The organism is Streptomyces sp. NPDC026394 (assembly GCF_055567735.1).
On record NZ_JBVHPX010000006.1, the window covers coordinates 434,658 to 455,726 of the forward strand.

A 21,069-nucleotide genomic window follows, 5' to 3' on the forward strand; every position below is an offset into this window, starting at 1 on the left:
GGCGTGCGCCATTCGCCTTGGCGCCCCGAATGCGTCGATCTGCCGGTTCCCTCGAAAGTGAGCAAAAACCCGCATCCGGCCCGGTGAACGGGCAGGTCAGCTCCTGTGGTCCCCGCGCGTGCGGGGGTGGTCCCTGTTCGCAGCATTCGCACAAAGCGACATTGGCGTGGTCCCCGCGCGTGCGGGGGTGGTCCCCACCGACGGGACACCCGGCGACCACACCGGCCGTGGTCCCCGCGCGTGCGGGGGTGGTCCCCATCGGAACAGCCGAACCGGACGCGGCCTCTCCGTGGTCCCCGCGCGTGCGGGGGTGGTCCCTGGGGAGCCGTCGAGGGCGTGGCCTTGGAGGGGTGGTCCCCGCGCGTGCGGGTGTGATCCCCGGGGAACGCGCAGGCGTCTCCGGAGAGCTCGGCAGCCCTGGCACTGGGGTGGCATACGCCACGACCGGCGTCAGGGCTGCCTGGTGTCGCACACCCCTTATGAGGCGACATTTCGCCATTACGGACAGCAGGCAAGCCGCTCATGCGTGCCCCCCAGGTGACATCTGAGAGAAATTGTTGGCACTCAGTGTCTTGTCGACTGGCACGCGGTGTCATATGTTGATGTTGTCCGGGCGGCCGGCGCGCGGAAGATCACCGGGTGCCGGCTGTCCCAGCAAGCCACTCGCGCCTGCCCGCCCGGACGCCTGCGTCACAGGCACCCTCACCGCGCTCACCAGCGCTGCCGGAACACCCTCAGCCGAACCGACGGCACCGCCTCTGCACCACCCCCGACGTTCCCTCAAGCCGTTTCCCTCGACTGGCTTCGCCGGAGGCACACCGTGAACCAGATACTTGACGCGATCCTCGCGCCAGAGAGCACCCGCGAAGACTTCGCCGCTCTGCCCCTCCCCGACTCCTACCGCGCGGTGACCGTGCACAAGGACGAGGCCGACATGTTCGACGGCCTCACCACCAAGGAGAAGGATCCCCGCAAGTCGCTCCACATCGAGGAGGTGCCGGTGCCCGAACTGGGCCCCGGCGAGGCCCTGGTGGCCGTGATGGCCTCCTCGGTCAACTACAACAGCGTCTGGACCTCGATCTTCGAGCCGGTCTCCACGTTCGCCTTCCTGGAGCGCTACGGCAAGCTGTCCCCCCTCACCAAGCGCCACGACCTGCCGTACCACGTCATCGGCTCCGACCTGGCGGGCGTCGTCCTGCGCACCGGTCCCGGCGTGAACGCCTGGAAGCCCGGTGACGAGGTCGTCGCGCACTGCCTGTCCGTCGAGCTGGAGTCCGCCGACGGGCACGACGACACGATGCTCGACCCGGAGCAGCGCATCTGGGGCTTCGAGACCAACTTCGGCGGTCTCGCCGAGATCGCGCTCGTCAAGTCCAACCAGCTCATGCCCAAGCCGGACCACCTGAGCTGGGAGGAGGCGGCGGCCCCCGGGCTGGTCAACTCCACCGCGTACCGGCAGCTCGTGTCCCGCAACGGCGCCGGGATGAAGCAGGGCGACAACGTGCTGATCTGGGGCGCCAGCGGCGGACTCGGCTCGTACGCCACGCAGTTCGCGCTGGCCGGCGGTGCCAACCCGATCTGTGTGGTCTCCAGCGACCAGAAGGCGGAGATCTGCCGGAAGATGGGCGCCGAGGCGATCATCGACCGCAACGCCGAGGGCTACCGGTTCTGGAAGGACGAGCACGAGCAGGACCCGCGCGAGTGGAAGCGCTTCGGCAAGCGCATCCGTGAGCTGACCGGCGGGGAGGACGTGGACATCGTCTTCGAGCACCCGGGGCGCGAGACGTTCGGCGCGAGCGTCTACGTCACGCGCAAGGGCGGCACGATCGTCACCTGCGCCTCCACCTCGGGCTACAAGCACGAGTACGACAACCGCTACCTGTGGATGTCGCTGAAGCGCATCGTGGGCTCGCACTTCGCCAACTACCGGGAGGCGTGGGAGGCCAACCGCCTGATCGCCAAGGGCAAGATCCACCCGACGCTCTCGAAGACGTACACGCTGGAGGAGACCGGGCAGGCCGCGTACGACGTGCACCGCAATCTCCACCAGGGCAAGGTCGGCGTCCTCGCGCTGGCACCCGAGGAAGGCATGGGCGTGCGCGACGCGGAGAAGCGCGCGCGGCACATCGACGCCATCAACCGGTTCCGGAACGTCTGATCCGGACGGACGGACCCCGAGAGTACGGACCAACATGACCGAACGTCACAAGGATCGTCCGTGGCTGATGCGGACCTACGCCGGGCACTCCACCGCTGAGGCGTCCAACGCGCTCTACCGGCGCAACCTCGCCAAGGGCCAGACAGGCCTGTCGGTCGCCTTCGACCTGCCGACGCAGACCGGTTACGACCCGGACCACGTCCTCGCCCGCGGCGAGGTCGGCCGGGTCGGGGTCCCCGTCTCGCACCTCGGCGACATGCGCCGGCTGTTCCAGGACATCCCGCTGGAGCAGATGAACACCTCGATGACGATCAACGCCACGGCCATGTGGCTGCTGGCGCTGTACGAGGTGGTCGCCGAGGAGCAGGGCGCCGACATCGCCGAGCTGTCGGGCACCACGCAGAACGACATCGTCAAGGAGTACCTCTCGCGCGGGACGCACGTCTTCCCGCCGGGACCGAGCCTGCGGCTGACCACCGACATGATCACGTACACGGTGGCGCACCTCCCGAAGTGGAACCCGATCAACATCTGCAGCTACCACCTGCAGGAGGCGGGCGCCACGCCGGTGCAGGAAATCGCGTACGCGATGAGCACCGCGATCGCCGTGCTCGACGCCGTACGGGACTCGGGGCAGGTGCCGCCGGAGAAGTTCGGTGACGTGGTCGCGCGGATCTCCTTCTTCGTGAACGCCGGGGTCCGGTTCATCGAGGAGATGTGCAAGATGCGCGCCTTCGGCCGCATCTGGGAGCAGATCACCCGCGAGCGGTACGGCGTCGAGAACCCCAAGCAGCGCCGGTTCCGCTACGGCGTGCAGGTCAACTCCCTCGGCCTGACCGAGGCGCAGCCGGAGAACAACGTCCAGCGGATCGTCCTGGAGATGCTGGCCGTCACCCTCTCCAAGGACGCCCGCGCCCGCGCCGTACAACTCCCGGCCTGGAACGAGGCGCTGGGCCTGCCCCGGCCCTGGGACCAGCAGTGGTCGCTGCGTATCCAGCAGGTGCTGGCCCACGAGTCGGACCTGCTGGAGTACGAGGACATCTTCGCCGGGTCGCACGTCATCGAGGGCAAGGTCGCGGCCCTGGTGGAGGAGTGCCTGGCGGAGATGGCCCGGATCGAGGAGATGGGCGGGGCGATGGCCGCCGTCGAGTCCGGCTACCTGAAGGCGCAACTGGTCTCCTCGCACGCCGAGCGGCGGGCCCGGATCGAGGCGGGCGAGGAGAAGATCGTCGGCGTCAACTGCTACGAGTCGACCGAGCCGAACCCGCTCACCGCCGACCTGGACACGGCCATCATGACCGTCGACCCGGACAACGAGGCGGGCGTGGTGCGGGCGCTGCACCGGTGGCGGGACGACCGCGACGAGGCGCGGGCGCAGGAGTCCCTGTCGGCGCTGAAGAAGGCCGCGGCCGGTGACACCAACCTGTTCGCCGCGACCCTCGAATGCGCCCGCGCGGGCGTCACCACGGGCGAGTGGTCCTGGGCCCTGCGGGACGTCTTCGGCGAGTTCCGGGCGCCGACCGGCGTCTCGGGCGCGCCGCTCGCCGTCACCGCGGAGGCGGGCACGCCGCTCGCCGCGGTCCGCGCCAAGGTCGAGCGGACCGCCGCCGACCTGGGCACCGGGCGGCTGCGGCTGCTGGTCGGCAAGCCGGGGCTGGACGGCCACAGCAACGGCGCGGAGCAGATCGCCGTACGGGCCAGGGACGCCGGCTTCGAGGTCGTCTACCAGGGCATCCGGCTGACGCCCGAACAGATCGTCACGGCGGCCGTCGCCGAGGACGTGCACTGCGTGGGCCTGTCGATCCTGTCCGGCTCGCACGCCGAGCTGGTGCCGGACGTACTGCGGCGGCTGCGCGAGACCGGCGACAACGACATCCCCGTCATCGTCGGCGGCATCATCCCCCACGCCGACGCGGCGGCCCTCCGGGAAGCCGGAGTGGCGGCCGTGTTCACCCCGAAGGACTTCGGTATCACGGAGATCATCGGCCGTATCGTCGACGAGATCCGTACCGCGAACAAGCTCGACCCTCTGGAGGTCCCCGCGTGACTGTCAACCGCCTTCGTCCCCGCCGTTCCTGCCTCGCGGTCCCCGGCAGCAACCCGCGCTTCCTGGAGAAGGCCCAGGGCCTCCCCGCCGACCAGGTCTTCCTGGACCTGGAGGACGCCTGCGCGCCGCTGGCCAAGGAAGGTGCCCGGCACACCATCGTGGACGCGCTGAACAACGGCGACTGGTCCGGCAAGACCCGCGTCGTGCGGGTCAACGACTGGACCACGCACTGGACGTACCGGGACGTCATCACCGTCGTCGAGGGCGCCGGGCAGAACCTGGACTGCATCATGCTGCCCAAGGTGCAGGACGCCGAGCAGATCGTCGCGCTGGACCTGCTGCTCACCCAGATCGAGACGACGATGGGCTTCGAGGCGGGCCGGATCGGCATCGAGGCGCAGATCGAGAACGCCAAGGGCCTGGTGAACGTGGACGCCATCGCCACCGCGTCGCCGCGCCTGGAGACCATCATCTTCGGCCCGGCCGACTTCATGGCCTCCATCAACATGAAGACGCTGGTCGTGGGCGAGCAGCCGCCCGGTTACGGCGCGGACGCGTACCACTACATCCTGATGCGCATCCTGATGGCGGCCCGCGCCAACGACCTCCAGGCGATCGACGGTCCCTACCTCCAGATCAAGAACGTGGACGGCTACAAGGAGGTCGCCGGGCGCGCCGCGGCGCTGGGCTTCGACGGCAAGTGGGTGCTGCACCCCGGCCAGGTCGAGGCGGCAAACGAGGTCTTCTCGCCGTCGCAGGAGGACTACGACCGTGCCGAGCTGATCCTCGACGCGTACGAGTGGCACACCTCCGAGGCGGGCGGCAAGAAGGGTTCCGCGATGCTCGGTGACGAGATGATCGACGAGGCCAGCCGCAAGATGGCGCTCGTCGTCAGCGGAAAGGGCCGCGCCGCCGGCATGACCCGTACCTCGAAGTTCGAAGCCCCGGAGGCGTGAGCGCGATGCAGTTCGGCCGTACCTATGAGGAATTCACCGTCGGGGACGTCTACAAGCACTGGCCGGGAAAGACGGTCACGGAATACGACGACCACCTCTTCTGTCTGCTCACGATGAATCACCACCCGCTGCACATGGACAGCAACTATGCCGAGCAGACCACCGACTTCGGCAGGAATGTCGTGGTCGGGAACTACGTCTACTCGCTGTTGCTGGGGATGTCGGTGCCGGACGTGTCGGGCAAGGCGATCGCGAATCTGGAAATCGAGTCGCTGAAGCATGTGGCGCCCACTTTTCACGGGGACACGCTCTACGGCGAGACGACGGTGCTCGACAAGACGCCGTCGAGGTCCAAGAGCGACCGCGGGATCGTCCATGTGGAGACCAAGGGCTACAAGCAGGACGGCACCATGGTGTGCGTCTTCCGGCGCAAGGTGATGGTGCCGACCGCCACATACGTCAAGGAGCGCGGCGGGGAGCAGCCGGGCCGCCCCGAGCTGCGGGAACCGGCCCGTAAGGAGAAGTGAGATGAGCGGACGCCTCGCACGGACCGAGGGCCTGACGGACATCCAGCGGGAAATCCTTTCGACGGTGCGTGACTTCGTCGACAAAGAGATTCTGCCGGTCGCGACCGAACTGGAGCACCGCGACGAGTACCCGACGCAGATAGTCGAGGGACTGAAGGAACTCGGTGTCTTCGGGCTGATGATTCCCGAGGAGTACGGCGGCCTCGGCGAGTCGTTGCTGACGTACGCGCTGACGGTGGAGGAGATCGCCCGCGGCTGGATGAGCGTGTCGGGCATCATCAACACCCACTTCATCGTTGCGTACATGCTCAAGCAGCACGGTACGCAGGAGCAGAAGGACCATTTCCTGCCGAAGATGGCGGCGGGTGAGGTCCGTGGCGCCTTCTCGATGTCGGAGCCGGCGCTCGGCTCGGACGTCTCGGCCATCACGTCCAAGGGGGTGGCGGACGGCGGGGATTATGTACTGACCGGTCAGAAGATGTGGCTGACCAACGGCGGTTCGTCAACTCTCGTCGCGGTGCTGTGCCGTACGGACGAGGGCCATCCGGAGGGCACCGCGCCGCACAAGTCGATGACCACCTTCCTCGTGGAGAAGGAAGCGGGCTTCGGCGAGGTCCGGCCGGGACTGACCATCCCCGGCAAGATCGACAAGATGGGCTACAAGGGGGTCGACACCACCGAGCTGATCATGGACGGGCTGCGCGTCCCCGCCGACCGGGTCCTCGGCGGGGAGACCGGGCGTGGCTTCTATCACATGATGGACGGCGTCGAGGTCGGCCGGGTGAACGTGGCCGCGCGCGGCTGCGGCGTGGCGCAGCGCGCCTTCGAGCTGGGCGTTTCGTACGCGCAGCAGCGGCACACCTTCGGCAAGCCGATCGCCCAGCACCAGGCGATCCAGTTCAAACTTGCCGAAATGGCCACAAAGGTGGAAGCGGCCCATGCGATGATGGTCAATGCCGCACGCAAGAAGGACTCCGGGCAGCGGAACGACCTGGAAGCGGGCATGGCCAAGTACCTGGCCTCCGAGTACTGCAAGGAGGTGGTGGAGGACGCGTTCCGCATCCACGGCGGCTACGGCTTCTCCAAGGAGTACGAGATCGAGCGCCTCTACCGGGAGGCACCGATGCTCCTCATCGGTGAGGGTACCGCCGAGATCCAGAAAATGATCATCGGTCGGCGACTGCTGGAGGAGTACCGAATCCAGGGGTGAACGTCCGATTTAGGGTGTTTTATTCAGGACGAAGATCACACCCCGTCAGCGCGCTTCGGCCACGGATTGGCTCTGGCTCTTGGCCAGTTGCCGCTCGCAACCGATACCATCCCGGGAAAGCCGCCGTCCCCCATTGCATATGCGGCATCCTCCGCTACGAAGGTCATCCATGCCCCACAGCCAATCCTCTGCACAACGCGGTCGTGTCCGCCTCGCGCGCGGAGCGTCGCCGTGGCTTCTGCCGACCGTCGCGACGGCAGCGGTCAGCCTGGCCCGTTCCCGTCGCTCGGGACGCTGGGCCGTCGCCGCCGTGCCCGCCACCGCCCTGGCGGCGGGCATGCTGTGGTTCTTCCGCGACCCTGAGCGGGAGATCGCTCAGGGCCGGGTCATCTCCCCGGCCGACGGCGTGGTGCAGAGCATCATGCCGTGGAAGGACGGGCGCACCCGCGTCGCCATCTTCATGAGCCCGCTGAACGTCCACGTCAACCGCGCGCCGCTGGCCGGCACGGTGACGTCCGTGGAGCACATCCCCGGCGGGTTCGTCCCGGCGTTCAACAAGGAGAGCGAGAACAACGAGCGGGTCGTCTGGCACTTCGACACCGAGCTCGGCGACATCGAGATGGTGCAGATCGCCGGTGCCGTGGCCCGCCGGATCGTCCCCTACGTGCCCCAGGGCTCGAAGGTGGAGCAGGGCGAGCGTATCGGCCTGATCCGCTTCGGGTCGCGCGTCGACGTCTACCTCCCGGCGGGTGTCGAGGCCGCGGTCGAGGTCGGCCAGGCCACCACCGCGGGGGTGACACGCCTTGACCGTGATTGATCCCGACACGCAGCCCGGCTGGGTCGCGGAGGTCGAGGAGGACGACGCGGCCGACGACATGCCGCTGTCGACGCGGTTGTCGATAGCGGACACGCTCACGCTCGGCAACGCGATCTGCGGCTTCATGGCCGTCTACTTCACCACCACCGGCGTCCTGATCCCGCACCTGACGGGCAACGAGGACGGCGGGATGGCCCGGCACAGCGCCGCCATGGCGGTGATCCTGATGCTGCTGGCCTCCATCTTCGACCTGTTCGACGGGCTCGTCGCGCGCAAGCTGCGCGCCTCGGCGATGGGGGCCGAGCTCGACAACCTCTCCGACCTGATCAGCTTCGGGCTGGCGCCGGCGTACTTCGTCGTCACCTGGGGCATGGTCGCCCCGGACTCGCACCAGCGGGTCTCGGTGGTCGCGGCGGTGGTGGTGCTGCTGGCGGTGGTGCTGCGGCTGGCCCGGTTCTCCTGCGTGACGCTGCGGGACGGCATCTTCCAGGGGATGCCGAGCCCGTTCGGCGCGCTGACCGTCGTCGCGATCGTCCTGATGGAGCTGCCCTTCGTGCCGACGCTGCTGGCGATCATCGGGGTGGCCTGGCTGATGGTGAGCCGGGTCGAGTACCCGAAGCCGCGGGGGCGGCTGGCGGTGGCGATGCTCAGCTGGATCGTGCTGAGCATGGGGATGCTGGCGGCCTGGGCGCTGGACGCCCCCGGCGGCCAGATGCTGCTGCAGACCGGCTGCTCCCTCCAGATCGTGCTGGGTGCGATGATCCCGGTCTTCGCGACGGCCCGCCGCGTCAACACCTTCCGCGACAACCGCCGCGAGGCGCGCAGCGCACAGATTCAGTAGCGGTGTCCGGTCCCCGGACCGGAAAGGCCCCCGCCGAGCACATCAGCTCGGCGGGGGCCTTTTGTCGTATCCGGGTGCACGCGGGCGCGGGGGGGGCGCGCCGTGAGTCCCGTGAGCCTCGCGTCGCGCCCCCTGGCCCGTCGGTCGGCGCCCCGGATCGTACGCCGCTGCCTCGGGCCGCACGTCGGCACCCGGGACCGTACGCAAGCGCCTCAGAGCAGGAAGTCGCGCCCCAGCGCCTCCGCGGCCCGCTCCAGGAGCGGGCCCGCCTCGGCCATGCAACGGGCCGGGTCCGGCTCCAGGTCGGTCAGCGGGTAGGCGCGGCGGATGCCGGCCCGGCCCAGGGCCTCCGGCGGCAGGGCCAGGCGGCCGCAGACCGCCGCCACCTCCAGGCCCGCCGCACGGGCCGCCGCCGCGACGCCGGCCGGGGCCTTGCCGTGCAGGGTCTGCGCGTCCAGCGAGCCCTCGCCGGTGACGACGAAGGTGGCGCGGGCCAGCGCCGGGCCGAAGCCCAGCACCTCCAGCATGACGTCGATGCCCGGCCGGAAGACGGCCCCCAGGCCGACCAGGGCCCCGTAGCCGATGCCGCCGGCCGCGCCCGCGCCGGGCGCGGCGGCATGCTCGGCGGCGCGGGGCCCCACCACGGTCTCCAGGACCTTGGCGTAGTGGGTCAGGGCCGCGTCCAGCGCCGCGACGTCCTGCTCGCTCGCGCCCTTCTGCGGTCCGTACACGGCGGGGGCGCCCTTGGGCCCGGTGAGCGGGTTGTCCACGTCGCTGGCGAGGACCACCTCCGTACGGGCGAGCCGTGGGTCCAGGCCCGAGAGGTCGGCGGTGGCCAGGTCGCGCAGCGGCCCGCCGCCCGGTGCGAGCGGTGTGCCCGCGGCGTCCAGGAAGCGGGCACCGAGGGCGGCGAGCATGCCCGCGCCGCCGTCGGTCGTGGCGCTGCCGCCGACGCCGAAGACGATGGTGGAGGCGCCCGCGTCCAGCGCCGCGCGCAGCAGCTCGCCGGTGCCGTACGTGGTGGCCGTGAGCGGCGCGAAGCGGCCCTCGGGGAGGTGCTGGAGGCCGGAGGCCTCGGCCATCTCGACCACGGCCGTGCCGTCCTCGCGCAGTGCGAAGGTGGCCGTGACCGGGTCGCCGGCCGGGCCGGTGACGCGTGCCTCGTGCCGGGCGAAGCCCGCCGCCAGGGCGGCCGCGACCGTGCCGTCGCCGCCGTCCGCGACCGGGACGGACTCCACCGTCAGGCCGGGGACGGCCCGGCGCAGTCCGGCGGTGACGTGCCGGGCGACCTCGGTGGCCGTCAGCGAGCCCTTGAATTTGTCCGCGGCGACCAGCACCCGCGGTGCCCGGTCCCGGTCTGCCGCCGGTGTCCTTGCTGCGTCCGCCACTGTTTCCCCTTGCTTTCGAACTGGCAGTCGCGCCGCTGCGACCCTATCCGGCGCGGGCTCCGGCGAACAGGGAGCGGATGCCCCGGTCGGCGCGCCAACCCGGCGAAGCATCGTTTTTCCGGTCATAGTGGGACGCCATGAGCGTGCAGACGTCCGAGGAGCCGACGCCGAATTCCGTGCCGGGAAACGCGGAGCACGATCCGCCGCCCGATCTGATCCTGGTCGGTGCCGGGGTCGCCGCGGTGCTCGCGGTGGTGGCCTGGGCGGCGCTGGGCAAAAAGAATTTCGAATCCGTCACCGACGCCGCGCTGAATTGGGTGCTGGGGAATTTCGGCTGGCTGTTCGTGGTGGCCGCCGACGTCTTTCTCGTCCTGTGCTTCCTCATCGCCTTCAGCCGATTCGGCCGCATCCGGCTCGGCAAGGACGACGCGGAGCCGGAATTCGGCAATCTCGCGTGGATCGCGATGATGTTCAGCGCCGGCATGGGAATCGGCCTGATGTTCTACGGTGTGGGCGAACCGCTCCAGCACTACGTCACCCCGCCGCCCTCCAGCGGCGTCACCGCGCACACCGGCGCCGCGGCCCGTACCGCGCTGGAGTACTCGTTCTTCCACTGGACCCTGACCCCGTGGGCCATCTACGGCATCGTCGGTCTGGCCCTGGCCTACGCGGGCTTCCGCAAGGGCCGCAGCAACCGGCTCAGCTCCGCCTTCGTCCCGCTGATCGGCGAGCGGCGGGCCGGCGGGCGGCTGGGACACCTGATCGACCTGCTGGCCGTCTTCGCGACCGTCTTCGGTACGGCCACCAGCCTGGGCCTCGGTGCCCTCCAGGTCAGCAAGGGCCTCCAGCTCACCACGGGCACCTCGGACAGCACGGCGGTCCAGCTGATCATCATCGTCGCGCTCTCCGCCGCCTTCGTGGCGTCCGCCTTCTCCGGCCTGCACAAGGGCGTCAAGTGGCTGTCCACCCTGAACATCGTGCTGGCCGCGCTGCTGATGCTGTTCGTCTTCGTGCTCGGCCCGACGGTGTACGTCCTGGACAGCATCCCGGCGAGCGTCGGCGGCTACCTCAACGATCTGCTGCCGATGGCCTCGCGCACCGGCGCCTTCACCGACGCGAGCTGGCTCGGCACCTGGACGATCTTCTACTGGGCGTGGTGGCTGTCCTGGGCCCCGTTCGTCGGCACGTTCATCGCCCGGATCTCGCACGGGCGCACCGTCCGGGAGTTCCTGATCGGCGTCCTGCTGGTGCCCAGCGGCGCGACGATGATCTGGTTCTGCGTGATGGGCGGCAGCGCGATCCGGCTGGACGCCAGCGGCCTGGCCGACCTCGCGAGCAACGCGAAGGACGCGGAGGCGTCGCTGTTCGGGATGCTGGGCGCGCTGCCGGCCGGGACCGTCACCTCCTGGGTGGCGATGATCCTGGTCATGACGTACTTCATCACCAGCGCCGACTCCGCGTCCCTGGTGATGGGCTCGCTCACCAGCCGGGGCGCGCTGCACCCGCGGACGTGGCTGGTGGTCACCTGGGGCATCCTGATGGCCGCGGTCGCCGCGGTGCTGCTGGTGGCCGGCGGGCTCGGCGCGCTCCAGACGGCGACGATCCTGGTCGCGCTGCCCTTCGTGTTCGTGATGCTGGCGCTGTGCTGGGCGCTGCTGAAGGAACTGCGGGAGGACCCGGGCGCCGGTCCGGCGCGGCACCACGCGATGCACGGGCTGCGCAACGCGGTGCGTGCCATCGTCGGCGAGACGATCACCGAGCAGGGTCCGACCCGGCACCCGCGGCTTCGGCGGGCGGCGGTCTCCAAGCGGGCGGGGGACGACACGGGACCGTCCGGGCAGGGGCCGACGGGGACGTAGGAACGGGAGCGGAGACGGGCGCGGGGACGGGAGCGGAGATTGCGGAGATGGGCGCAGGAACGGGCGCGGGGACGGGTGCAGGGGCCAGTGGGGGGACAGGGCGGGGGCTCACCCGTTCGAGTGCATTCGGCCGGGGAAGGCGTCCGGAGCCCCGGCCGGGGTGATGCTCCGGACAAGGGTGAGGCGGGCCGGATGAGGGGGTCTGGTGCGACGGCGCGATGTGTTCACGGCCGCGACGGCAGCCGGTGCGGCGGCGCTGCTGCCCGCGGCGGCCGACTCGCGCGGCCCGCGACCGTACTCCGAGCGGTACCACGGCCGGACGATCCGGATCGACGCACCGCAGGGCCGCGCGCGGGTGACGATCGACGGCCGTGAGCTGCAACTGATACGGATGGGCGAGGAAGCCTACCTGTCCCCGCTGTGCCACTACGGGTTCGACCGGACCCCGCTGGCGGCCGCGCGCCGCGCCGTACGGCGGCTGCGCGGCGCCCGGTTGCTGCCGGCCCCGCCGCCGCGGTCGTGGCCGGAGCCCGTCGTGCCGTCCGGTCCCACCGCCCCGGGCCGCCCGCACGTCCGCAAGAACCATCTGGCCCTGACCGCGCAGGAGAGACGCCGCTTCGTGCGGGCCGTCCTGGAGGCCAAGCGCAGCGGCGTGTACGACGCGCTGGTCGCCGTCCACGTCCGGGCGAACTCCCACGACTACATCCACCGGGACCACGGGTACCGCACCGCGCACCTGACCCCTTCGCTGCTCCCCTGGCACCGGCAGTTCCTGCTGTACTTCGAACAGGCGCTGCGCGCGATCGACCCCGCCGTCACCCTGCCGTACTGGGACTGGACGAGCGACCGCGGCAGGGACTCGCCGCTGTGGGCCGACGACTTCATGGGCGGTGACGGGCGGCCCGGCGACCGGCAGGTGACCTCGGGCCCCTTCGCCCGGCGCAACGGCTGGCGGCTGGGGGTCAACGTCCGGCCCACCGGCAACGACGTCACGTGGGCCAACGGCTACTACACCCAGGACGACCGGGACTTCCTCACCCGCGCGCTGCGCCCGCCCGGCACCCTCTCCACAGCCCGTCAACTGGAGGCCGCCCTCGCGCTGCCCGTCTACGACTGCCCTCCGTGGAACCACCTGAGTGGCGAGGATCCGCCGTACCCCAGCTTCCGCAACCACCTGGAGGGTTACGCGAAGTTCCCGTGGGAGCGGGCCTGGGGCAAGCTGCACGGCTCCGCCCATGTCTTCGTCGGCGGTCACATGACCTTCCTCGCCTCGCCCAACGACCCGGTGTTCTTCCTCCACCACTGCTTCGTCGACAAGATCTGGGCCGACTGGCAGCGCCGCCATCCCGGCGTACCGCACTACCTCCCGCTGGAGCCCGCCCAGGGCGTACCCGGCCTGCACACCCCGCTGTCCCCCTGGCACACGATGACGCCCGCCGACCTTCTCGACCACGCCCCGTTCTACCGCTACGACGTCTGAGGCGGCTGAGGCGGCGAGGGGTCGCGCTCGCCGCCCCTTGACCTCAAGTCCCCTTGAAGTTGCATCGTCACCGTATGACGTTTCTCCCGGATTCCGCGGTCCGGCCCGGCCGCCTGGCCGTGGGCGTGCTGCTGCCGTCGCCCGCCGTGCGGCGGGAGCAGAAGCTTCCGCTCACCGAGGCGGCCCGGCACGCGGAACTGGCCGGGCTGGACCTCGTCGCGTACGGGGACCGGCCCGCGGCCGGCGCACCGGCCCTGGACACCGCGGTGGTCCTGGCGGCGGTGGCCGCGGCGACCGAGCGGATCACCGTCGTCGGCGCGGTGTACACGCCGGGGCTCCGGCCGCCGGCCCAGACCGCCGAACAGATCGCCGGCCTCCAGCACGTCGCGGACGGGCGGCTGGTGCTGGGGGTGGGGACGGGCGGCGGCCGGGAGCGGTGGGCGGCCGCGGGCGTTCCGTACGAGGAGCGGGTGCGCCGGACCGACGCGGTACTGCGGCTGCTGCCCCGCCTGCTCGCGGGCGAGCGGGCGCCGCTGCCGTACGGGCCCGGGCACCCGGTGGCGGAGCCGGAGTCCGCCGTGCCGATGCCGCCGGTCTGGATCACCGGCACCTCGCGCGCCGCGGTGCGGCGGGCCGCGCTCCTGGGTGACGGCTGGTTCCCTTCCCGGGTGTCGGCCGCCCAGGCGGCCGAGGGCGCCGTGCACCTCGCCGAACTCTCCGCCGCGCTCGGCCGCCCGGCCCCGGCCGTCGTCGTCGGCACCACCGGCGTACTCGGTACGGAACCCGGCCTGCCCACCGGCGCGGACCTCGCCACGGACCTCGCCACCGCCCACGGCGCCCCGCCCGGACGCTTCGCGGGCGTCCCCGTGACGGGCGGCCCCCGGGAGGCGGCGGAACGCCTGCACCGCTACTGCGGCGCGGGAGTCACCCGCGTCCTGATGGACGTCGCGGGCGGTGACTGGCGCCATCAGGTGGAACTGCTGGCAGACGTACGGGACTTGTTGCGCTGACGGGCCCGGCCGCCGCTGCCGTGGGCGGACAGCGGGCACTCTATGCTTCCCGTATGGAGAAGACAGCGACCACCGGGGCGGACAGGGCTCACGAGGACTACTGGGCGGAGAGCGGCGCGGCCGCTCTGGCCAGGGTGCCCGGCGTGGTCGGCGTGACGCTCGGCGGCAGCCGGGCCCGGGGCACGCACCGGCCGGACTCCGACTGGGACTTGGGGGTCTACTACCGCGGCGAGGTCGGCCTCGCGGGCCTGGCGGACCTGGCCGCCGAGATCACCGGGTCGCCGGTGGAGATCCATCCGCCGGGCGCGTGGGGTGCGTGGGTCAACGGCGGGGCGTGGCTGGTGATGCCGGACGGTACCCCCGTGGACTGGCTCCTGCGGGATGCCGACCGGGTGGAACGGGTGTGGCGGGAGTGCCGGGCGGGCCGGTTCGAGATCGGTGCCCAGGTGGGGCACCCGCTGGGCTTCTGGTCCCCCGCGTACGCCGGGGAGCTGGCCCTGTCGCGGGTACTGGCCGACCCCACCGGCGAGCTGGGCCGCCTCAAGGAGGAGATGCGGCAGTACCCGGAACCGCTGCGCGCCGCGCTGATGGGAACGGCGATCTGGGACGCCGGGTTCTCCGTGACCGTCGCGGGCAAGTCCCAGGCGTCCGCGGACACGCTGCACGCGGCCCTCTGTCTGGCCCGGGCGGTGGGCGACCTGACCCAGGCGCTGCACGCCCACCACCGGACCTGGTGCATCAACGAGAAGGGCGCGCTCGCCGCCGCGGCGGCGATGCCCGGCACGCCGCCCGGGTTCGCGGAGCGGGCGAGCGCCCTGCTGGGCGCACTCGGCCGCAGTGAAGCGGAGTTGGCGCGGTCACTGAAGGCCGCGGAGCTGTTGGTCGCGGAGGTGCGTGCGGTGGTGGAGGGCGGCGCCTGAACGCCTCGGCGCTTCAGCAACGCCGCAACGCCGGGCCAAGCTTTCCCCCTCACTTCAGGCGAAGGCTTCGACAGCTTCAACGCTTCAACCGAAGAGAGCCTGCTGCCCGCCCGGGTCCGCGGTCGCCCGCCCCTCCCCGGCTCCGCCCCGCTCGAAGTCCAGCAGGCGGCGCTTGCGGTCGAGCCCGCCGCCGTACCCCGTGAGGCTGCCGCTCGCCCCGATCACGCGGTGGCAGGGGATGATGATGCCGATCGGGTTCTTCCCGTTGGCGAGGCCCACCGCACGGGCGGCGGAGGGCCGGCCGAGGCGCGCGGCGAGCTGCCCGTACGAGAGCGTCCCGCCGTACGGAATGTCGCACAGGGCGGCCCAGACGCGGCACTGGAACGGCGTCCCCCGGGGCGCCAGGGGCAGGTCGAAGGCGGTGAGCGCGCCGTCGAAGTAGGCGCGCAACTGCCGTACGGCCGCCGCGAACGGCGGGGCCTCCAGGTCCTCCGGCGGGCCGAAGGACTCCTGCGGCGGGCGGTGCCGCTGGTCGGTCATGTACAGGCCGGCGAGGGCGTCGCCCTCGGCCACCAGGGTCAGCGGGCCGTACGGGGTGTCGGTCAGGACGGCGTGGCAGCGCTCGCCGCCGGTACGGGCGGGCAGGGGCTCGGACATGGTCGCCTCAGTCGGTGGGGAGGTGGTTGATGGGGTGGTCGTCGGTGGCCCACAGGTACTGGACGGCGTACGCGCGCCACGGGCGCCAGCGCGCCGAGTGCCGTACGAGCGCCGCCGGGGTGGCCGGCAGCCCGAGGTGGGCGGCGGCGCGGCGCAGCCCCAGGTCGGTGGGGGTGAAGGCGTCGGGGTCGCCGAGGGCGCGCATGGCGATGCACTCGACGGTCCAGGGGCCCACGCCGGGCAGCGCCGCGAGCTGGGCGCGGGCCCGTTCCCGGTCGCTGCCGACGCCGAGCTGTACGGCGCCGTCGGCGAGGGCCGCGATCATTGCGGTGAGGGTGGCGCGCCGGGTAAGCGGCATGGCGAGCGCCTCGGGGTCCAGCCCGGCCAGCTCGGCCGCGGAGGGGAAGAGGTGGGTCAGGCCGCCCACCGGGTCGTCGATCTGCTGTCCGTGCGCGGTGACCAGCCGGCCCGCGTGCGTACGGGCCGCGGCGGTGGACACCTGCTGGCCCAGTACGGCCCGTACCGCGAACTCGTCCGCGTCCGCGGTACGCGGCACCCGCCGCCCCGGCGCCTTGCGGACGAGCGGCGCCAGGACGGCGTCCTCGGCCAGCAGTCCGTCGACCGCCTCCGGGTCGGCGTCCAGGTCGAGCATCCGGCGGCAGCGGGCGATGGCCCCCGTGAGGTCGCGCAGGTCGGTGAGGGACAGCCGGCAGTCGATGTGGCCGGGGCGCGGGGACAGGGCGACGATGCCGTGCCCGTACGGGAGGGCGAGCGTGCGCCGGTACGCGCCGTCCCGCCACTCCTCGACACCGGGTACGGCGGTCGCGGCGAGGTGGCCGAAGAGGTTGTCCGGGCACAGCGGCTGCCGGAAGGGCAGCCGCAGGGCGAGTGCGCCGGGCAGGGCCGCGGCGGCCCCCGGCCGGGCCCGCCGCCGCAGCTCGGTGGGGGCGAGCGCGAACACCTCCCGTACGGTGTCGTTGAAGGTCCGGATGCTGGCGAAACCGGCGGCGAACGCCACGTCGGCCATGGGCAGTTCGGTGGTCTCGACGAGCAGTCGCGCGGTCTGGGCGCGCTGCGCGCGGGCCAGGGCGAGCGGCCCGGCGCCCAGCTCGGCGAGGAGCTGCCGTTCGACCTGGCGGGTGCTGTAGCCGAGGCGGGCGGCCAGGCCGGGGACGCCCTCCCGGTCGACGACGCCGTCGGCGATCAGCCGCATGGCGCGCGCCACGAGGTCGGCGCGCTCGTCCCACTGCGGCGAGCCGGGGCTGGCATCCGGGCGGCACCGTTTGCAGGCGCGGTATCCGGCCTGCTGAGCGGCTGCGGCGCTCGGGTAGAAGGTCATGTTCCCGGGCTTGGGCGGCACCACCGGGCAACTGGGACGGCAGTAGATACGGGTGGTGCGCACCGCCGTGTAGAACCAGCCGTCGAACCTGGCGTCCTTGGACTGCACGGCGCGCAGACAGCGCTCGAAGTCGGTGTGCATGCCTCCAGGATCCGGCAGCCGCACCGGCTCGGCTGGCGGTTTTCCGACATCAGCGTCCGGTGACCGGTCCGGCCGCCGACGCCATCCGGGGTGGCATACGGCACCCGCCGAGAATTTGCGCCGGGCCGGGGGCGGTGTGCGAGAGTTGACCACCCGGTCGGCCGGGCGCGCACGGGTGCGCAGCCGCTGCCGGGACCCCCTACTTCAGACAGACGGTTCCGGCCGCGCCGCCAGCGTGTCCGGGGTCGTTCCCATCCCTACGTCCTTCTCAGAGAGTGATGCAGGCAACGACTCTTCTCCCCCGGACCGAGGACCTGTTCACCCAGGGCCTGGAGCTCCAGGAGGGCGCCGCCCTCCTGCGTTTCGGCGCCGCCCGGCAGCGGCCCGCCGACCGGAGCAGTTGGTGCAACAGCGGCGCTGTCGCCTGGCTCGACGCCCCCCGCGGGCACGTGTGGAGCGTCGGTGAGGCGGATGCCGCCGCCGGTCTCGTGCTGCGTGCCGCGCAGGGTTTTCCCGACCAGGTACGGGAGTTCACCGGGCCGCGCGGCACCGAGACGCTGGTCGGCCGTCATCTGGCGGTGACCGACGTCGTCGAGTGGATCTTCCGCTGGACGCTGGCGGAACCGGCCGTCCACCCGGCGGAGGACCGGGTGGTCACGCTCGACGAGAGCCACCACGACGAGCTGCTCGCCTTCCTCAACGAGCACAGTCCGGCCCACTCCACCGGCCCCGGCTCCGCGGACGTGAGCCTCTGGGCGGGCATCCGCGGCGCGGACGGGCGGCTGGTGGCGTGCGGCGCGATGAGCAGCCTGCGGGACAGCGGCGCGCCGCTGATGGCGTCCGTCGCGACCGACGCCGCCCAGCGCGGCCAGGGCCTCGGCGCCGCGCTGACCTCGTGGCTGACCCGGCACACCGTACGGCGGCACGGGTTCTGCACGCTGTGGCAACTGGCCGAGAACGCGCCCGCCGAACGGCTCTACGACCGGCTCGGCTACCGCAACGAGGACCCTTGCGTGTCCGCGCGGATCGTCTCGGCCTGAGCGACGGGCGGCTACGGCACCGGCCGGCCTGAGCGGCTCCCGGCCGGTGCCCGGTCAGCCCACCCGCGCGGCGAACGCCGCGTACGCCCGCTCGTCGAAGAGCACGAAGCGCACCTCCTCGACGGCCGTCTCCGTGGCCCGCACCGTCTCGACGGCGATGCGGGCCGCGTCGTCCAGCGGCCAGCGGTAGATCCCCGTGGAGATCGCCGGGAAGGCCACGGTACGGGCGCCCAGCTCGTCGGCGACCCGCAGGGACTCGCGGTAGCAGGAGGCGAGCAGCGCCGAGCGGTCCTCGGACTTCGCCCAGACGGGGCCGACGGTGTGGATCACCCAGCGGGCCGGCAGCCGGCCCGCCGTGGTCGCCACGGCCTGCCCGGTGGCCAGGCCCTTGCCGTAGTGCGAGGCGCGCAGCGCGCGGCACTCGGCCAGGATCTCGGGGCCGCCGCGCCGGTGGATCGCGCCGTCCACTCCCCCGCCGCCCAGCAGCGAGGAGTTGGCGGCGTTCACGACGGCGTCGGCCGGCTGCTCGGTGATGTCGCCCGCGACGAGGGTGAGGGCGGGTGAGGGTGCGGTCATCCGGCCATCATGCCGTCCGTGCGGTCCGCCGTACGGACGTCACGGCCCGCCGTCGCCGTCTGCGGACGCGCCCGCCGCCCCACCGGGCCAGGTGATCTCGAAGTACTTCACCCGCTCGTCCTCCCCCACCGGCCGCATCCCGGCGGCGGCCATGACGTGCTGGGACGCGGTGTTGCCGAGGTCGGCGTCGCCCTTCACCCGGGTGATGCCGCGTTCCCTGGCGAGACGGAGCAGCCCGCGCAGCGCCTCGGCCGCGTATCCCCGGCCGCGCGCCGCGGGGACCAGTCCGTAGCCGATCGTCACCGTGCCGTCCGCGTCGGGCGGCCGGTGGAAGCCGAGGCTGCCGATGGCCAGCCCGTCCTCCCGGCGGCGTATCTCGTAGTCCCCGAACGGCTGCGGGTCACCGGTGGCCGCGCAGTGGCCCAGGAAGTCGGTGGCGGACTCCACGTCCCCGTCCGTCGGATAGCCGGGCGCCCACCGCTCCCCGTCCGCCGGGGCGCGCGCCACCAGGCGTTCCGCCTCGGCGGCGGTCAGCGGGTGGAGCACCAGCCGTGCTGTCTGGAGATCGCTCATGACAGGGGGATTACCACGCGCGGCGGGCGGAGCGCACGGGAGTTTCCGGCTCGGCCGCCCGACGGCGCCGCGGTCGCCCGTACCGTCAGCGGGCCGCCGTGAGGTAGCCGGTGAGCATGGTGACGAGTTCGTCCTCCAGCCGGGCGGTGTCGACCGGGTCCGGCGCGGCGAGGAGCTGGTGGACGACGAGTTCGATCGTGCTCACCACGAGCCGGGTGGCGGTGTGGGTGTCCGCGACCCGAACCTCCGGGTGTCCGGCGAACAGCTCGTGGGCGTAGGCGATCCGCTCCCGCCCGTGCCGGGCGATCTTGTCGAGCAGTTCCGGGGACCGGGGCCCCTGCTCGGCCATGACGCGCAGCAGCTGGGGGTCGTCGAGGTGGTTGCCGATCGAGGTGCGCACGAAGAGGCGGATGGTCTCTTCAAGGGTCTCGGGCGCCTCGCCCTCCTGGTGGCGGCCGGCGGCGGCTATCCCGGCGTCGAGGTGCCGGGTCACCAGCTCCACCAGGATCGCATCCTTGTTCGGGTAGTACTGGTACAGCGAGCCGATCGACACCCGCGCCCGTTCGGCGATGCGGTTGGTGGTCCCCGCGGCGTAGCCGTACTCGGCGAAAACGTGAGCAGCGGCGGTGAGGATGCGCTGCCGGGTGGCTGCGGCGCGGGCCTGACGTGGCTGTTTACGTGGCTGGAGGCCGCGTCGGCCGGTGGTCATGGCACCTCCTGGGCCGTCTGCGAATGCGAGTAGCAAAGACCTGAGCAATTGCTCACAATGGTGCCATGAGCTGCGGCGGAGCGGTTGCCGCCGGAGCTGTCGCGGAGCGCGAGGGGGTCGGGAGCGCCGGTGCCGCCCGCGCCCGTCCGCCGTGCCGCCCTCCCGGAAGGAGCCTTCATGACGACGCACGTCCGCACCCGCCCACGGCGGCTGTCCCTGGACGAGGTCCGCGCCCGGATCGGTGAACCCGAGCCGATGCTGGAGAACAAGAAGATCGACCACATCGACCGGTTCGCCCGCATGTTCATCGCGCACTCGCCGTTCCTGTCGCTGGCGACCGCGGACGCGGCCGGACGGGCCGACTGCTCGCCGCGCGGCGACTACCCGGGGTTCGTGAAGGTCCTCGACGAGAACCTGCTCGCGATACCCGACCGGCCGGGCAACCGGATCGCCGACTCGCTGTGCAACATCGTGGAGAACCCGGAAGTGGGGATGCTCTTCCTGGTCCCCGGCATGCGGGAGACGCTGCGGGTCAACGGCCGGGCCTATCCCACCGACGAGCCCGACGTGCTGGTCCGGATGCGTACCGAGGCCAAGGCGCCGGCCCTGGCGATCGTCGTCGAGGTGACCGAGGCGTACTTCCACTGCGGCCGGGCGCTCCTGCGGTCCCGGATGTGGGACCCGGCGAGCCAGGCCCTCGCCGACGAGCTGCCGACGGCCGGTGAGATCGCCGCCGCGCAGTTCGGGGGCGACATCGCCCCGGAGCAGTTCGAAGCCGTCCTCGAAGCGTCCTACCGGAAGCTCTTCTGACCGTGCCGGAA

At 71.9% G+C, this 21,069-nt stretch carries 19 protein-coding genes and 1 CRISPR repeat array; of the genes, 13 read left to right on the plus strand and 6 right to left on the minus strand.

Annotated features, from left to right (window positions below):
• Nucleotides 1-105 precede the first annotated feature (105 nt).
• Nucleotides 106-379: a CRISPR direct-repeat array (repeat unit 29 nt; unit sequence GTGGTCCCCGCGCGTGCGGGGGTGGTCCC).
• 441 nt (nucleotides 380-820) lie between these two features.
• The 7 genes from ccrA to pssA all read left to right on the plus strand — a co-directional run bounded on the left by ccrA (nucleotide 821) and on the right by pssA (nucleotide 8,556).
• Nucleotides 821-2,158, plus strand: a complete 1,338-nt coding sequence (ccrA, locus tag ACZ4QV_RS17955) for a crotonyl-CoA carboxylase/reductase (protein ID WP_361148691.1) — start codon at nucleotides 821-823, stop codon at nucleotides 2,156-2,158.
• On the plus strand, nucleotides 2,040-4,205 hold the full coding sequence (locus tag ACZ4QV_RS17960) for a protein meaA (protein ID WP_361148848.1): 2,166 nt from the start codon (nucleotides 2,040-2,042) through the stop codon (nucleotides 4,203-4,205). The genes ccrA and ACZ4QV_RS17960 overlap by 119 nt, the downstream gene beginning before the upstream one ends.
• Entirely contained in the window at nucleotides 4,202-5,161 is a 960-nt protein-coding gene (locus tag ACZ4QV_RS17965) for an HpcH/HpaI aldolase/citrate lyase family protein (protein ID WP_361148693.1), read from the plus strand. The genes ACZ4QV_RS17960 and ACZ4QV_RS17965 overlap by 4 nt, the downstream gene beginning before the upstream one ends.
• Nucleotides 5,162-5,166: 5 nt before the next feature.
• Nucleotides 5,167-5,688, plus strand: coding sequence for a MaoC family dehydratase (locus tag ACZ4QV_RS17970; RefSeq protein ID WP_467763112.1), 522 nt, complete (start codon nucleotides 5,167-5,169; stop codon nucleotides 5,686-5,688).
• Between the two features lies 1 nt (nucleotide 5,689).
• A complete protein-coding gene (locus ACZ4QV_RS17975) occupies nucleotides 5,690-6,898 on the plus strand; it encodes an acyl-CoA dehydrogenase family protein (protein ID WP_361148695.1) in 1,209 nt (402 codons plus the stop codon).
• 169 nt (nucleotides 6,899-7,067) lie between these two features.
• Nucleotides 7,068-7,715 (plus strand): phosphatidylserine decarboxylase, encoded by a 648-nt coding sequence (locus ACZ4QV_RS17980; RefSeq protein WP_361148697.1) that lies wholly within the window; start codon nucleotides 7,068-7,070, stop codon nucleotides 7,713-7,715.
• Nucleotides 7,702-8,556 (plus strand): CDP-diacylglycerol--serine O-phosphatidyltransferase, encoded by an 855-nt coding sequence (gene pssA, locus ACZ4QV_RS17985; protein ID WP_361148699.1) that lies wholly within the window; start codon nucleotides 7,702-7,704, stop codon nucleotides 8,554-8,556. Before ACZ4QV_RS17980 ends, pssA begins: the two co-directional genes overlap by 14 nt.
• 212 nt (nucleotides 8,557-8,768) lie before the next feature.
• Here the strand turns inward: pssA and ACZ4QV_RS17990 are convergent, their stop codons facing one another.
• Nucleotides 8,769-9,893, minus strand: coding sequence for a glycerate kinase (locus tag ACZ4QV_RS17990; protein WP_361148852.1), 1,125 nt, complete (start codon nucleotides 9,891-9,893; stop codon nucleotides 8,769-8,771).
• A gap of 188 nt (nucleotides 9,894-10,081) precedes the next feature.
• Between ACZ4QV_RS17990 and ACZ4QV_RS17995 the strand changes: the two genes are divergently transcribed.
• The 4 genes from ACZ4QV_RS17995 (at nucleotide 10,082) to ACZ4QV_RS18010 (ending at nucleotide 15,213) form a co-directional block, all read left to right on the plus strand.
• Nucleotides 10,082-11,803 carry a BCCT family transporter gene (locus tag ACZ4QV_RS17995; protein ID WP_361581948.1) on the plus strand — a complete coding sequence of 574 codons (1,722 nt, stop codon included), beginning with the start codon at nucleotides 10,082-10,084 and terminating at the stop codon, nucleotides 11,801-11,803.
• A 205-nt stretch (nucleotides 11,804-12,008) separates the two neighbouring features.
• Nucleotides 12,009-13,283: a tyrosinase family oxidase copper chaperone gene (locus ACZ4QV_RS18000; RefSeq protein ID WP_467763099.1), complete on the plus strand. Its 1,275-nt coding sequence runs from the start codon at nucleotides 12,009-12,011 to the stop codon at nucleotides 13,281-13,283.
• 74 nt (nucleotides 13,284-13,357) lie between these two features.
• Nucleotides 13,358-14,293 carry an LLM class flavin-dependent oxidoreductase gene (locus ACZ4QV_RS18005; RefSeq protein WP_361148703.1) on the plus strand — a complete coding sequence of 312 codons (936 nt, stop codon included), beginning with the start codon at nucleotides 13,358-13,360 and terminating at the stop codon, nucleotides 14,291-14,293.
• Nucleotides 14,294-14,346: 53 nt separating this feature from the next.
• Complete coding sequence (locus ACZ4QV_RS18010) at nucleotides 14,347-15,213, plus strand: nucleotidyltransferase domain-containing protein (RefSeq protein WP_361581951.1); 867 nt, start codon at nucleotides 14,347-14,349, stop codon at nucleotides 15,211-15,213.
• 84 nt (nucleotides 15,214-15,297) lie between these two features.
• On the opposite strand, the gene ACZ4QV_RS18015 is transcribed toward ACZ4QV_RS18010, so the two are convergent.
• Nucleotides 15,298-15,870 (minus strand): methylated-DNA--[protein]-cysteine S-methyltransferase, encoded by a 573-nt coding sequence (locus ACZ4QV_RS18015; RefSeq protein ID WP_361148707.1) that lies wholly within the window; start codon nucleotides 15,868-15,870, stop codon nucleotides 15,298-15,300.
• Between the two features lie 7 nt (nucleotides 15,871-15,877).
• Nucleotides 15,878-17,350: an AlkA N-terminal domain-containing protein gene (locus ACZ4QV_RS18020; protein WP_361581954.1), complete on the minus strand. Its 1,473-nt coding sequence runs from the start codon at nucleotides 17,348-17,350 to the stop codon at nucleotides 15,878-15,880.
• Nucleotides 17,351-17,628: 278 nt separating this feature from the next.
• Between ACZ4QV_RS18020 and ACZ4QV_RS18025 the strand changes: the two genes are divergently transcribed.
• Entirely contained in the window at nucleotides 17,629-18,390 is a 762-nt protein-coding gene (locus tag ACZ4QV_RS18025; RefSeq protein ID WP_361148711.1) for a GNAT family N-acetyltransferase, read from the plus strand.
• Nucleotides 18,391-18,444: 54 nt separating this feature from the next.
• Here the strand turns inward: ACZ4QV_RS18025 and ACZ4QV_RS18030 are convergent, their stop codons facing one another.
• The 3 genes from ACZ4QV_RS18030 to ACZ4QV_RS18040 all read right to left on the minus strand — a co-directional run bounded on the left by ACZ4QV_RS18030 (nucleotide 18,445) and on the right by ACZ4QV_RS18040 (nucleotide 20,248).
• A complete protein-coding gene (locus ACZ4QV_RS18030; RefSeq protein ID WP_361148713.1) occupies nucleotides 18,445-18,966 on the minus strand; it encodes an O-acetyl-ADP-ribose deacetylase in 522 nt (173 codons plus the stop codon).
• A 39-nt stretch (nucleotides 18,967-19,005) separates the two neighbouring features.
• Nucleotides 19,006-19,539, minus strand: coding sequence for a GNAT family N-acetyltransferase (locus tag ACZ4QV_RS18035; protein WP_361581958.1), 534 nt, complete (start codon nucleotides 19,537-19,539; stop codon nucleotides 19,006-19,008).
• A gap of 85 nt (nucleotides 19,540-19,624) precedes the next feature.
• Entirely contained in the window at nucleotides 19,625-20,248 is a 624-nt protein-coding gene (locus ACZ4QV_RS18040; RefSeq protein ID WP_361148717.1) for a TetR/AcrR family transcriptional regulator, read from the minus strand.
• Nucleotides 20,249-20,425: 177 nt separating this feature from the next.
• On the opposite strand from ACZ4QV_RS18040, the gene ACZ4QV_RS18045 reads away from it, so the two are divergent.
• Nucleotides 20,426-21,058: an MSMEG_1061 family FMN-dependent PPOX-type flavoprotein gene (locus tag ACZ4QV_RS18045; RefSeq protein WP_361148719.1), complete on the plus strand. Its 633-nt coding sequence runs from the start codon at nucleotides 20,426-20,428 to the stop codon at nucleotides 21,056-21,058.
• The last annotated feature ends 11 nt before the right edge of the window (nucleotides 21,059-21,069 follow it).

Bases quoted from the DNA above. Each gene is read 5' to 3' on its own strand.
- ACZ4QV_RS18005 (WP_361148703.1), top strand. From the start codon at position 13,358: ATGACGTTTCTCCCGGATTCCGCGGTCCGGCCCGGCCGCCTGGCCGTG.
- ACZ4QV_RS18020 (WP_361581954.1), bottom strand. From the start codon at position 17,350: ATGCACACCGACTTCGAGCGCTGTCTGCGCGCCGTGCAGTCCAAGGAC.
- ACZ4QV_RS17995 (WP_361581948.1), top strand. From the start codon at position 10,082: ATGAGCGTGCAGACGTCCGAGGAGCCGACGCCGAATTCCGTGCCGGGA.
- ACZ4QV_RS17970 (WP_467763112.1), top strand. From the start codon at position 5,167: ATGCAGTTCGGCCGTACCTATGAGGAATTCACCGTCGGGGACGTCTAC.
- ACZ4QV_RS18030 (WP_361148713.1), bottom strand. From the start codon at position 18,966: ATGACCGCACCCTCACCCGCCCTCACCCTCGTCGCGGGCGACATCACC.
- ACZ4QV_RS18015 (WP_361148707.1), bottom strand. From the start codon at position 15,870: ATGTCCGAGCCCCTGCCCGCCCGTACCGGCGGCGAGCGCTGCCACGCC.
- ACZ4QV_RS17980 (WP_361148697.1), top strand. From the start codon at position 7,068: ATGCCCCACAGCCAATCCTCTGCACAACGCGGTCGTGTCCGCCTCGCG.
- ACZ4QV_RS18040 (WP_361148717.1), bottom strand. From the start codon at position 20,248: ATGACCACCGGCCGACGCGGCCTCCAGCCACGTAAACAGCCACGTCAG.
- ACZ4QV_RS18025 (WP_361148711.1), top strand. From the start codon at position 17,629: ATGCAGGCAACGACTCTTCTCCCCCGGACCGAGGACCTGTTCACCCAG.
- ACZ4QV_RS18045 (WP_361148719.1), top strand. From the start codon at position 20,426: ATGACGACGCACGTCCGCACCCGCCCACGGCGGCTGTCCCTGGACGAG.
- ACZ4QV_RS18010 (WP_361581951.1), top strand. From the start codon at position 14,347: ATGGAGAAGACAGCGACCACCGGGGCGGACAGGGCTCACGAGGACTAC.
- ACZ4QV_RS18035 (WP_361581958.1), bottom strand. From the start codon at position 19,539: ATGAGCGATCTCCAGACAGCACGGCTGGTGCTCCACCCGCTGACCGCC.
- ACZ4QV_RS17975 (WP_361148695.1), top strand. From the start codon at position 5,690: ATGAGCGGACGCCTCGCACGGACCGAGGGCCTGACGGACATCCAGCGG.